At 36.9% G+C, this 13,199-nt stretch carries 11 protein-coding genes; 2 read left to right on the top strand and 9 right to left on the bottom strand.

Annotated elements, in window-relative coordinates; all coding sequences use genetic code 11:
* Nucleotides 1-6: 6 nt before the first annotated feature.
* A complete protein-coding gene (gyrA, locus tag KO473_RS07550; protein WP_005777867.1) occupies nt 7-2,544 on the top strand; it encodes a DNA gyrase subunit A in 2,538 nt (845 codons plus the stop codon).
* Nucleotides 2,545-2,576: 32 nt separating this feature from the next.
* Entirely contained in the window at nt 2,577-3,791 is a 1,215-nt protein-coding gene (locus tag KO473_RS07545) for a tetratricopeptide repeat protein (protein ID WP_005777869.1), read from the top strand.
* Between the two features lie 223 nt (nt 3,792-4,014).
* Here KO473_RS07545 and KO473_RS07540 read toward each other — a convergent pair whose 3' ends face one another.
* From KO473_RS07540 to KO473_RS07500, 9 genes are all read right to left on the bottom strand, one after another.
* Nucleotides 4,015-5,136: a universal stress protein gene (locus KO473_RS07540; RefSeq protein ID WP_005777871.1), complete on the bottom strand. Its 1,122-nt coding sequence runs from the start codon at nt 5,134-5,136 to the stop codon at nt 4,015-4,017.
* An 80-nt stretch (nt 5,137-5,216) separates the two neighbouring features.
* Complete coding sequence (locus KO473_RS07535; RefSeq protein WP_005777873.1) at nt 5,217-5,501, bottom strand: hypothetical protein; 285 nt, start codon at nt 5,499-5,501, stop codon at nt 5,217-5,219.
* A gap of 210 nt (nt 5,502-5,711) precedes the next feature.
* A complete protein-coding gene (locus KO473_RS07530; protein ID WP_005777875.1) occupies nt 5,712-6,548 on the bottom strand; it encodes a tetratricopeptide repeat protein in 837 nt (278 codons plus the stop codon).
* Nucleotides 6,549-6,566: 18 nt separating this feature from the next.
* Nucleotides 6,567-8,390 carry a BatD family protein gene (locus KO473_RS07525; RefSeq protein WP_216035098.1) on the bottom strand — a complete coding sequence of 608 codons (1,824 nt, stop codon included), beginning with the start codon at nt 8,388-8,390 and terminating at the stop codon, nt 6,567-6,569.
* A gap of 35 nt (nt 8,391-8,425) precedes the next feature.
* On the bottom strand, nt 8,426-9,136 hold the full coding sequence (locus tag KO473_RS07520) for a tetratricopeptide repeat protein (RefSeq protein ID WP_005806280.1): 711 nt from the start codon (nt 9,134-9,136) through the stop codon (nt 8,426-8,428).
* Between the two features lie 8 nt (nt 9,137-9,144).
* A complete protein-coding gene (locus tag KO473_RS07515; protein ID WP_122130574.1) occupies nt 9,145-10,170 on the bottom strand; it encodes a VWA domain-containing protein in 1,026 nt (341 codons plus the stop codon).
* Between the two features lie 13 nt (nt 10,171-10,183).
* Nucleotides 10,184-11,167: a VWA domain-containing protein gene (locus KO473_RS07510; RefSeq protein ID WP_005777882.1), complete on the bottom strand. Its 984-nt coding sequence runs from the start codon at nt 11,165-11,167 to the stop codon at nt 10,184-10,186.
* A 51-nt stretch (nt 11,168-11,218) separates the two neighbouring features.
* Complete coding sequence (locus KO473_RS07505; RefSeq protein ID WP_005777884.1) at nt 11,219-12,292, bottom strand: hypothetical protein; 1,074 nt, start codon at nt 12,290-12,292, stop codon at nt 11,219-11,221.
* A gap of 8 nt (nt 12,293-12,300) precedes the next feature.
* The gene (locus tag KO473_RS07500; protein ID WP_005777886.1) at nt 12,301-13,170 is read right to left on the bottom strand and encodes a DUF58 domain-containing protein; all 870 of its coding nucleotides are present in this window, start codon (nt 13,168-13,170) and stop codon (nt 12,301-12,303) included.
* Nucleotides 13,171-13,199 lie beyond the last annotated feature (29 nt).

Genomic DNA, 13,199 nt, shown 5'->3' with positions numbered 1-13,199 from the left:
TTTTAAATGCTTGAACAAGACAGAATTATAAAGATTAACATTGAGGAGGAAATGAAGTCATCGTACATTGACTACTCCATGTCGGTCATCGTTTCACGTGCCCTTCCTGATGTTAGAGATGGATTTAAGCCCGTTCACCGTAGAATTCTTTACGGAATGATGGAACTGGGAAATACGTCAGATAAACCTTATAAAAAATCAGCTAGAATCGTAGGTGAAGTACTTGGTAAATATCACCCGCATGGAGATTCTTCCGTATATTTTGCTATGGTACGCATGGCTCAAGAATGGGCAATGCGTTATCCGTTGGTAGACGGACAAGGAAACTTCGGTTCTGTAGACGGTGACAGTCCTGCTGCCATGCGTTATACTGAAGCACGCTTGAATAAATTAGGTGAAGAAATGATGCAGGACCTCTACAAAGAAACTGTAGACTTTGAGCCTAATTTTGACAACACACTGATGGAACCCAAAGTGATGCCAACACGCATTCCTAACTTACTGGTCAACGGGGCTTCGGGTATCGCTGTAGGTATGGCCACGAACATGCCACCTCATAATCTGTCTGAAGTCATCGATGCCTGTGAAGCTTATCTTGACAATAAAGATGTTACTGTAGAGGAATTGATGGAATACGTAAAGGCACCCGATTTTCCGACAGGAGGATATATATATGGTATAAGTGGTGTACGTGAAGCCTACCTTACAGGACGTGGGCGTGTTGTCATGCGTGCAAAAGCCGAAATAGAGTCTGGACAAACACATGACAAGATCGTTGTTACAGAGATTCCGTACAACGTTAATAAGGCAGAATTGATCAAAGCAATCGCTGACCTTGTTAATGAAAAGAGGATAGAAGGCATCTCCAATGCTAATGACGAGTCCGACCGTGAAGGTATGCGTATTGTTATCGATATCAAGCGTGATGCTAACGCAAGTGTAGTGCTGAACAAACTTTATAAAATGACAGCATTGCAGACTTCGTTTGGTGTAAACAACGTAGCATTAGTCAACGGACGTCCTAAGATGCTGAATTTACGTGACTTAATCGTATATTTTGTAGAGCATAGACACGATGTGGTCATTCGCCGTACCCAGTTTGATCTACGTAAAGCTAAAGAACGTGCACACATATTAGAGGGGTTAATTATTGCTTCGGATAATATTGATGAAGTAATCCGTATTATTCGTGCAGCAAAAACACCTAACGACGCAATCTCCGGGCTGATGGAACGTTTCAAACTGAGCGAAATTCAAGCACGTGCTATTGTTGAAATGCGTCTGCGTCAATTAACCGGCTTGATGCAGGATCAGCTTCATGCTGAATACGACGAGGTTATGAAGCAAATAGCTTATTTGGAAAGTATCTTGGCTGATGATGAAGTATGCCGTAAGGTGATTAAAGATGAACTATTGGAAGTAAGAGCTAAATACGGTGACGAACGACGTTCCGAAATCGTATATTCTTCAGAAGAATTTAATCCGGAAGACTTCTATGCAGACGACCAAATGATCATCACCATTTCGCATATGGGATATATCAAACGTACACCATTAACTGAGTTCCGTGCCCAGAACCGTGGCGGAGTAGGCTCCAAAGGCACTGAAACCCGTGACGAAGACTTTATTGAGCATATTTATCCGGCAACAATGCACAACACTATGATGTTCTTCACTCAAAAAGGTAAGTGCTATTGGTTGAAAGTATACGAAATTCCCGAAGGTACCAAAAACTCAAAAGGACGTGCAATACAGAATTTACTGAACATAGATTCAGACGATGCTGTTAATGCATATCTGCGTGTAAAGAGCTTGAATGATCAGGAATATATTAATAGTCATTACGTACTGTTCTGTACCAAGAATGGTGTTATAAAGAAAACATCATTAGAACAATATTCGCGTCCACGTCAGAATGGTGTAAATGCCATAACTATTCGTGAAGACGACCGTGTAATTGAAGTACGTATGACAAACGGAAACAATGAGATCATTATTGCTAATCGTAATGGACGTGCAATACGCTTCCATGAAGCAGCAGTACGCGTTATGGGACGTACAGCGACTGGAGTTCGAGGAATCACATTGGATGATGACGGGCAGGACGAAGTGATAGGTATGATTTGCATCAAGGATCTTGAAACAGAATCTGTAATGGTTGTTTCGGAACAAGGATATGGTAAACGTTCCGATATTGAAGACTATCGCAAAACGAATCGTGGTGGTAAAGGTGTAAAAACAATGAATATCACCGAAAAAACAGGTAAATTGGTTACAATTAAGTCTGTAACAGATGACAATGACTTGATGATTATCAATAAGTCAGGTATCACGATTCGTCTGAAAGTAGCTGATGTTCGCATTATGGGACGTGCAACTCAAGGAGTTCGTCTGATAAATCTTGAGAAACGGAATGACCAGATTGGCTCGGTATGTAAAGTAACGTCAGAGAGTTTGGAAGATGAAATTCCTGCAGAAGAGGGAGAGGGAAATATTCCAAGTAATCCAGAAACTGACACGTTGGTAAATGAAACAGAAGAATAGACATAATATTAATAATTAATCAAACAACAATCATGAAAAGAGTATTATTTTCAATGGTCTTACTGATGGCTGTAAGTTTTGCTTTCGCTCAAGAAAAGAATGTGAAAGAAGCGAAAAGTATTGCCGGTGAAGTAAAACCTGACTTCGCAAAAGCTGAACAGTTGATCAATGAAGCACTAACCAATCCTGAAACAAAGGATAATGCAGCTACTTGGGATGTAGCTGGTTATATCCAAAAAAGAATCAATGAAAAGGAGATGGAAAATGCTTATCTGAGAAAACCCTATGATACATTGAAGGTATACAACAGTGTACTGAACATGTATAATTATTTTGTTAAATGTGACGAATTGGCACAGATTCCCAATGAAAAGGGTAAGATTAAAAACAAATATAGAAGTGCCAACTCAAAAACGATTCTGGCAGAACGCCCCAATTTAATTAATGGTGGTATTCAGTATTTTAACCTAAACCAAAATGAAGAAGCATTAAAATTCTTTGCTGCTTACGTAGATGCAGCTACACTGCCTATGTTAGAAAAAGAAAATCTACTGGAAAAAGACACTATCTTACCGCAAGTAGCATATTATGCTACTTTGGCTGCCGATAGAGTAGGCGATAAGGATGCTGTCATGAAATATGCTCAATATGCCTTGAAAGATAAAGAAAATGGCCAATTCGCAATGCAGTTGTTAACAGACGCTTATAAAGCTAAAGGCGATACTGCCAAATGGGTAGAGAAGTTGCAGGAAGGTATTGTTAAATTCCCAGAAAATCAATATTTCTTTGCTAATCTGGTTGATTATTATAGTAGCTCTAACCAGAATGACAAAGCAATGCAATTTGCTAATGACATGTTGGCTAAAGATCCTAACAACAAATTATATTTGTATGTAAAAGCGTATTTGTATCATAATATGAAAGATTATGAGAAAGCAATTGAATTCTATAAGAAGACTCTTGATGTAGACCCTACATATGCAGAAGCATGCTCAAACTTGGGATTAGTCTATCTGCTACAGGCACAAGACTATGCTGATAAAGCACCAACAGATATTAATGATCCGAATTATGCTACAGCACAAGCCAACATCAAAAAGTTCTACGAGGAAGCTAAACCGTATTACGAAAAAGCAAGAGAACTAAAACCTGATCAGAAAGATTTGTGGCTGCAAGGTCTTTATAGAGTTTATTATAACTTAAATATGGGACCGGAATTTGAAGCTATAGAGAAACTGATGAATTAATCTCACTGATGGATTAATCAGAGATATAAATTACAAAACTTGTCTTTAAAAAGAGGTATCACAAGCTAAAGTGATACCTCTTTATTTTTCCAGAAAAATATAAGAAATAGTGTATTTATCATTATCAAAAAGGCAACTTACTTAAGTATAGTAAGTTGCCTTTTTCTATTAAACATAATGCAGATTATTCCATTATTTTAAAGCGCGCATTTTGAGAACTTGATCATCCATTAATAACTAAGAGCGGTGTATCAGAATGAAAGATCATCTTACGAGCTATGCCTGGATTAAACAAACGAGAAAATATATTCCGCTTATAAGAAGTTAATGTAATAATATCAATCTGATTTGTTTTAATGTAGTTTTCTAAACTATTCAGAAAATCATTACTCATTACCACATCATAATGAATTTCAAGATCCGGGTATTGCTTCTGGAAATAGTCTTTAATGCCTGCCAGTTTTATCTCATTCCATGTATCTTTTACATCTGATAAGTGAATAAGAGAAACAGAAAAATGAAATGGATCAAGTCCATTGATAAATGAATCAAAAGCAATCAAATCACGCTGATCAAAGTTTGTCATAAAAGCTATCCGTTTCACTTCATTAAAACTATTAAATGGAGTATTCTCAGGGATAGCCAATACTGTAGTATGACTACGTTCTATCACTTCAGCGGTTACACTACCAATAAGATCAATATCTTTTTGATTTTTACCACGTGTACCCATTATAATGATTCTAGGACGATGTTCTTTATTATACCGTAATATTTCTTCCTCAGGAATGCCTTCTCGTAACACACAGGTATATTTCACATCAGGGAATTCGCCTGACGCTACCTTTTGTTTTATTTTCTCTGATAAAGCATTCAAATCATCATGAACTTTATGCAACACATTCTTTACGGTCTCTTCATCGCTAATCTGATAATTAAATACATCACCATATGGCAGTGATGAAGCATAAATTGGTGTAAAGTAAACATGTAATAGTATTACCTCCGCATCATAAGATTTCGAGAAATTAAAGCCAAATTCACAAGCCTTCATCGAATAATTAGAGAAATCGACTGGAATAAGTACCTTTTTAGTACGGTGTTCTACTTTAGGCGCCTTCTCTCCCACTATACTTTCAGCAAGCCAAGCTGAACTTTCTGTGATTTTTAAAGCACGAGGTAAGTCGCTTTCTTTAATACGCAAACGCACACCAGATGACACAACCGGTTGTATTTGGTTAACATTGTGAATATACGTCTCTATACCCTCATTTTCAAGAACATTCTTCAATATCTGAGCTTTTGTATAAGTCAGAATAGCTAAAGTTACTAATTTGTCTTCCATAATTCGTTTGTTTTATTGAATTTAACAAATAAGAAATCCCAATTGTTTTTGCCAATTGGGATTCTGACTTTATCTTTTATTTAAGCCTGCATAGCTTCGGTAGCTTCTTCTTTTCTCATATTCAATTCATCCAATATCCTTAATGCCCGATCAAGCACAGTGGTATCATCAATCATAACCAATCCACCATCCGGACCAGGCTCAAGATGTATTCCGACACTTTTCCCCTCCTTAAAGTTATGACCACCAAAAAAATTTCTCACCGTGTCGACGTTTAAATTTAGTTCGTCGGCTATTCTATGCATGCTACCGCTAGGCAATGAATCTTTAATTTTACGAAGTTCATTAAATGTTATTGTTCTCATGTCTCATAAATTTAATGGTTAATACTACGTGACTATATTATCACGCTATAAACTTAAGGAAAAAAAAAGATAAAACAAAAAAAAAGTGCTTCTTTTTTCGCTAAAACAATCTAAATCAATAGTAACTTCTTATAATACAATAAAGTCCCTCTTCAATAAATCCAATACTATTAAAGAGGGACTTTGATAAAATATTTATAGATTCTATTCTCAAATAATTTCAATCGAACTAACCGGTACCCATCCTACCTTTCCATCTTCAAGACGAATTTCTTTCCAGTCTTTCATAGAGCTATCTTTAATATCAACTTTATGCCCTTCATGAAGAATAAACAAACTAGTACCACTCTCACTGGGTGTACTCCTAACCGTAACACTTGGATTCATTATGATTGCACTATCCCGATGCAATAATTCTTCTTTTTGCTTAGAAGCAAAAACATTGGCCATTACAACAACTATTAGAAAGACTATGCCTGTAATAAATCCCACTTTCTTCAACACCACTTGTTTTGAGAATATAAAGAAATAGAGAGATACGATTAGCAACAGGAAGCTCACAACACCCCATACAGCCCATGCATCTACGCTCATACTATTAATCAATGCTTTGGTCCACGTCACAAAGAACACCTCGGGCACAGCTTCCACCTTGTCAACAGTCTTACCACGAGCTATCTCTAAATTAGCACGAATATCTCCGTTACCAGGTTGAAGTAATAATGCTCTTTCATAATTTAAGATAGCCTTTGCTATCTCATTGACTTTATAATAGCTATTTCCAAGATTATAATATACATCAGCTGCATCTCCTTTACGTAATAGTGATTCATAAATTTGAATTGCAGATGCAAAATCATTTCTTATATAAGCACTGTCGCCTTCAGATTTCGTAGCATCCTCTAATTTAGAACTGGAAAACTCTGTATTACGAATATTGACAGAATCTCCTTCCATCCTCTGAGTAGAATCTGTTACTAATGAATCCTGCCCGAAAGAAGTCACTGCCACTAACAAGCCCAAAGTAAAAAACAATATTTTTTTCATGACTTTATCTTCTCTAATTTAGCGTTTTATTGAATTCTCCATCTTACTAACCACTTCCAACGATGATGAATAAACCTTATCCATAGCTTGGCTTTCATCTCCCGGCGCAAAACGTGCAAACTCACACTCATTCAGAGCAGCCAAGAAATCTTTTATCAACTCGTCACTGACTCCATGATTTCTAAGTTTATCTTCCACATTATCTTTTGACAAACGAGAAACCGGAATATTGAGTTTATCACTAATATACCCCCATAAAGCTTTAAGTACTTCATCATAAAATGCTTCTTTCTTATTCTCTGCAAGTAATTTTCCAGCCAACTTCATTCGTCTTGCAGCTACTTTATTAGCTTTCTTTGTACGCATCTTAGCTACATTTGCATTTTCTGCAGCTTGCTTACGGTAAACTATGAAGAATATAATAAATACAACAGCAGGAATAGTGTAGAATAGCCAATAAAGTAAAGAACCGAATAAAAGACTGTCTTTCGGCTGAAGTTTAACATCATTCAATTTTATATAGCGAATGTCTTCACCTAATATTTTCAGATCCTCTTTATTAGTAAAGTTTGCAATAACCTGATCTGCATTTCCTGCCCCTTTTTCCACTTTGACTTCATAATCTTCAGTACTCAGTGTTTTATAAGACTTTGACTTTATATCAAAATAACTGAAAGAAACTCCCGGAATCTTATAAACTCCAGCATGTCTCGGAATGGCAAGATATTCAATAACCTTACTCCCTGAAAGTCCTTCTTGAGTCAAACGAACTTTACTGTCCATCTTCGGTTCATATACATCAAAATCCTCCGGGAATTTTATTTCCGGGTTAGCTATTAATTTTAAATTACCAGTTCCTGAAATTACCAGCTTTACCGTTATAGCATCATTCGTCTTTACTTCTTTAGAATTAATAGAAGAAGTGATGCTAAATTCCCCTACTCCTCCTGAAAAGTTAGTGGGTTTACCAGCAGGCAACGGAGTTACATTAATTGTAATCTTGGGTGTCACGATTACCTTACTCACATTTACATAATTGCTACCGCCATTAAAAAAAGCATCAAATGGATCATCAGATTGTACAACTTTCGCGATAGTAGCATCAAAACGTGCAGGTTCAATCGTCAGCTTTCCGGATTGTTGAGGAAACAATACAAATTGACGATATACAGTCGTAAAATAATTCCTTCCCTTATAATGTTCCTGTGACCATTTTGCATTAGCCGGCATTTCTATTTCTTGAGAATGGAATCCCTTAAAATCAGGTAGTTTCACATTCTCAAATCGAAGTTGGGACTCACGAGTATAAATTTTAAAAGTTAAAAGGAAAGCCTCCTGTTCATATACATTAGTCTTATTGGCTGTAGCAGTAATAAGCAAATCTTGATTGGAAACGGAAGAGGATGTCCCAGTTGGGCTACTTGATGACGAAGCGCTACTACTGCCAGTACTTCCTCCAGTCTTATCGGGAGGAAGAACCTTTATTTTTACCGAATTAGAAACCATCTGATTTCCATCTGCCGTAATCGTAGCACCCGGAATAGAATATTCTCCTTCAGCCGTAGCCATCAGAATATAAGTAAAAGTAATACTATTATTGGTAACCCCATTAATCGATTGCATACGTTGCGAACGATTAGGTCCCATTAATACATCAAACCCTTTTATAGAAGGCACACGAAAATCCCTTACTTTTATCGTATTTACTGTATACGATAACCTAAACTGGTCACCCACTACTACAGCATCAGGTGCAGATGCAGTAAATACTACCTTCCCATCAGCCCACGCCTGTGTAGTCACCGCTACCAGTGTAATCAATAAGAAAATCAATTTTCTCATTTCCTCTGAAGTTTTTATCATCAATTATTTTATTATTACCAATCCTTCTCTAAACGTCTTCCCTGAAGAGTCTGCTGCTTCTTCACTTTATCTTGAACACCTTTTTCATCTTGCATTACAGAATTAAGCAACTGCTCTGCATTTTCCTTAGACATTTCATTGTCGTTTTTCTCAGATTTAGGAGGTTGCTGTTGCTGTTTATCCTTATTTTGATCATTTTGCTTATTCTGATCTTTATTATCTTGTTGCTTTTGCTGATCATCTTTATTCTGATCCTGATTTTGGTCTTGGTTCTGTTGATTTTGCTGTTGATCTTTCAACAACTTTTGAGCCAATGCCAAGTTATAACGGGTTTCATCATCTTTCGGATTATTTCTCAAAGACATCTTATATGCTTCAACCGCTTTCTGATAATCTTTACCAGACTGGAATAATACTCCCATATTATGATAAATCTGTCCCAACTTGGCCTTATCTTTTTCTATTTGAGTTGCAGCTACATATTGCTCCATCGCATCTTTAAACTTTTGCTGTTGCGACAACGTATTACCCAAATTATACATAGAAACAATTGATTTGGGATTCACCTCTAATGCTTTTCGGTAATTAACCTCAGCATCCACAAAAACACTGTCCTTAAAAAGACGATTGCCTTTACGGATATAATCACGCTCAGCTTTTTGTGCAAATGTACCCAGAGAGAGGGATAGCAACAGAGCGAATAATATATATTTACTTCTTGACATACACATTATTACTTATTAGAAAACAACCGAATGTTTTTAAATAATGGATTTTTACGATCTAAAATCAACATCTCTACCAATAATAAAAGCAATATCATCCAAGCAATTACTTGGAATTGTTCATTATATTCTGTATAAACCTTAGACTCAACATCTGATTTAGCCATCTTATTAATTTCTTGATTAATAGCCTTTTGCGCAGAATTTGAGTTATCTACACGAACATAAATCCCATTCCCGACCTTTGCAATTTCCTGACACATAGCCTCATTCAAACGGGTCACAATTACATTGCCTTCACGATCACGGCGAAAATCGTTACTACCTTCAATTGGAATAGGAGCACCATCGGGCAAACCAACTCCCAAAACGTTCACTTGAATACCTTTTTTGGCAGCTTCTTTAGCAGCTTCAACAGCCCCACCTTCATGGTTCTCACCATCGGTAATCACTACAATAGCACGTCCTACTCCTTCTTGTGGAGTAAAGCTGCGAGCTGCCAGACTGATCGCTGCACCAATAGCTGTACCTTGTTTAGATATTAACGAAGGATTAATAGATTCCAGAAACATCTTAGCGGAAATATAATCACTCGTTATTGGCAACTGAGTAAAAGCATCTCCCGCAAATACAATCATACCCACTTTGTCATTCTCCATACCATCCACTAATTTAGATATAAGCCTCTTAGCTTTTTCCAAACGACTTGGCTGAACATCTTGTGCAAGCATAGAGTTAGAAATGTCCAATGCAATCATAACCTCTACTCCTTTACGCTTTACAATTTCAAGTTTAGAGCCGAATTGTGGACGGGCTAACAATACCGCAAACAGACCTATGGCGGTAAATACCAACCAGAACTTTACATCGGGACGATATTTAGATACATCAGGCATCAGTTGTGCCATCAATACCGGATCCCCGAATTTACGAATAGCTTTCCTCCTTCTATAGTTAGAAAAAAGATAGAAGGCTACCAACAATGGTAGCAACAACAACAAATATAAATATGCAGGTTCTTCAAATCGAAACATCTTTCTATCTATTTTATGGTATCTTCTTCAATATTGAGTTATGTAACAGTAGTTCAAGCAGTACACATAAGAAAGCAGCCAGCGCAAACCAACGATATTCTTCCTGACGCTTACTATACTCTTTCACGTTCAATTTCGTTTTCTCCAATTTATCAATCTCTTCATAAACCTCTTTCAGTTTCGAATTGCTGGTAGCACGAAAATAGTTTCCATCCGTAATACCTGCTATTTGAGTAAGGGTTTTTTCATCAATTTCAACCGGCGTATTAATATACTGTACTGTTCCCCCAACCGGTACCGGATAAGGAGCCATACCATTTGTTCCCACACCAATAGTATAAACACGTATACCAAAACTTTTTGCTATTTCAGCAGCTGTCAATGGAGAAATATCTCCTTTATTATTTGTACCATCTGTCAGCAAAATAATCACTTTTGATTTTGCTTTACTATCTTTCAGCCTAGTTACTGCATTAGCAATTCCCATTCCCACTGCTGTCCCATCCTCAATAATATCGCACTTAATACCTTGAAATAGATTCAGTAATACAGCATGATCTACCGTTAAAGGACACTGAGTAAAACTTTCACCGGCAAAAAGCGTAATACCTATATTATCATTCGGACGGCCATTAATAAATTCCGCAGCTACATCTTTAGCAGCCTCCAATCTATTAGGCTTCAAGTCCTCTGCCAACATACTGGTAGATACATCGATAGCTAACATAATATCAATACCTTCGATTTCGCTGTTTTGCCAGCTATTGGTTGTTTGAGGGCGTGCCAAAACCAAGATGATCAATATTAGAGCAATGATGCGCAAACCAAAAGGTACATGCAGCAAATAGTTCCTATAACTTTTCGGTGCATGTGCATATACACGTGCATCAGAAATCTGAAGAGTCGGCTCCGTCTTCTTCCGCTTCATTATATACCACACAATATATGGTATAAGCAACAGCAGCAAAAACAAATATTCAATATTGGCAAAAACCATTCTATTTACAATTTACTATTTCTTATTTTATATGATAAAAGTAAAAACCTATTACGCAAACAGATTATAGAGTTGTAACCCTATATATACAAAGGTTCCAATAAGAGCAGCCGACAAAAATACAATACCACATATCAGTAATATCTTTGTACGCAAAGATCTTTTCTCTATAATGGTGATTTCAGTAGGCTGTGGCTTCAGGTTCTCTTCTTCCGGTTGTTTGGTTTCATTAATAAAATCAATTGCATTAATTAAATTCGCATCATTTTCGTTCATTTGCGGATCATGCTTAGCGAATTTAACCAAATCGGCTGTCTGGAATAAATATTTTAAATCTGATATAGCTTCTTTATCATTAAATTCAAGCAATTTATCTATAATTTCAGATGAAGTCATTTCCAATGCATTAAAACCAAATCGATTCTTAATATATGTGCGAAGGGCATCTGTCAATTCCGTATAATACTCCTTCGGTTGTCCCTTTTGCCATATCTTCTCTGTCTTAATACGCTCTATCTCTTTCATTGCCAGTTGATGTGGAGGCAACTTAGGCTCAACCTTTATTTTACGAATAATAGGCTTATTATCACGGATGCGAACAATCAAATAAATGAGCAATCCTAACAGTGGTAATGCCAAAAAAGAGCAACCAATCAAGCCATACCAATCTTCCCATGCAAAAGGAGCCTTCATAACGGTCTTCTGACCAAAAAACTGATCAGGATGCAAAGTATCCACAGGCATTGAGTACACTTTCAATGCCAATGCTTTCGATTTATACTCTTTATTATCAATCTTCACACCCATAGGAGGAATATAATATAAAGCTGAATCAAAAGAAGTTACCGTATACTCCTGGGTAATTAACATTCTCTGGCGATCATTTAAATATTGTGTATCAGGTTTAGCAGTTTCCACAATTTCCACCCCACGTACCAGCGTATCTGTAAATACCGGAAAAACAGCTTTCTGCTTCACATCCATCGCTACTTGTAACTGCACTTTTGCCTGTTCTCCTATTAGAATTTGCAAAGAGTCTATTTTAGCATCGACAGTCACAGACTGTGCAGCAATTCTGCCAGAAACCAGAAATAACAATACTATCAGAAATATATTTTTATTCATCTTTCCTGTTAATTTCGTTTAGCAAATAAATTCAGTAACGCTTTCACGTAATCCTGATCAGTACGTACCGAAACAGAATCAACATTACTTTTGGTAAACGTCTCGTCTAACTCAGTTTGTTTATTTACCCACCATTCATGATGCGCCTTACGCACTCCGGCCGAAGATGTGTCTATCCACTGTTCATGTCCGGTTTCCGCATCTTTAATCCGCATCAAACCTACTGCCGGTAACTCAGCTACTCTCCTGTCATATACTTGAATAGCGACAACATCATGTTTCCTATTGGCTATGGTCATTGCATTCTTAAAACTTTCCTGATCTATAAAATCGGATAAAATGAAAGCTGTACAACGTCTTTTCATGACATTCGTCAGATATTCCAGAGCAAGGCGAACATTTGTACGACGACTTTCGGGCTTAAAATCAATCAATTCACGAATAATGTACAGAATGTGTTTACGCCCTTTCTTGGGAGGAATAAATTTTTCTATTCTGTCTGAAAAAAAAATAACTCCGATCTTATCGTTATTCTGAATAGCAGAAAATGCGAGAGTAGCTGCAATTTCTGTTACCATATCCTTCTTCAGTTGTTTTACGGTGCCAAATTCCAAACTACCGGAAACATCCACCATCAACATCACCGTCAGTTCACGCTCTTCCTCAAACACCTTCACAAAAGGTTTGTTAAAACGCGCTGTCACATTCCAGTCAATGTCACGTATATCATCACCAAACTGATATTCACGCACCTCAGAAAAAGCCATACCTCTACCTTTGAAGGCCGAATGGTACTGTCCTGCAAAAATATTGTTCGACAATCCACGCGTCTTTATTTCAATCCGACGAACTTTTTTTAGAATTTCACTTGTTTCCATCTATTTAATTGAGAATTGAAAGTTGGTAA

This window comes from Bacteroides sp. HF-4919 (assembly GCF_018860125.1).
This window is presented reverse-complemented; position numbering and strand designations above follow the sequence as displayed.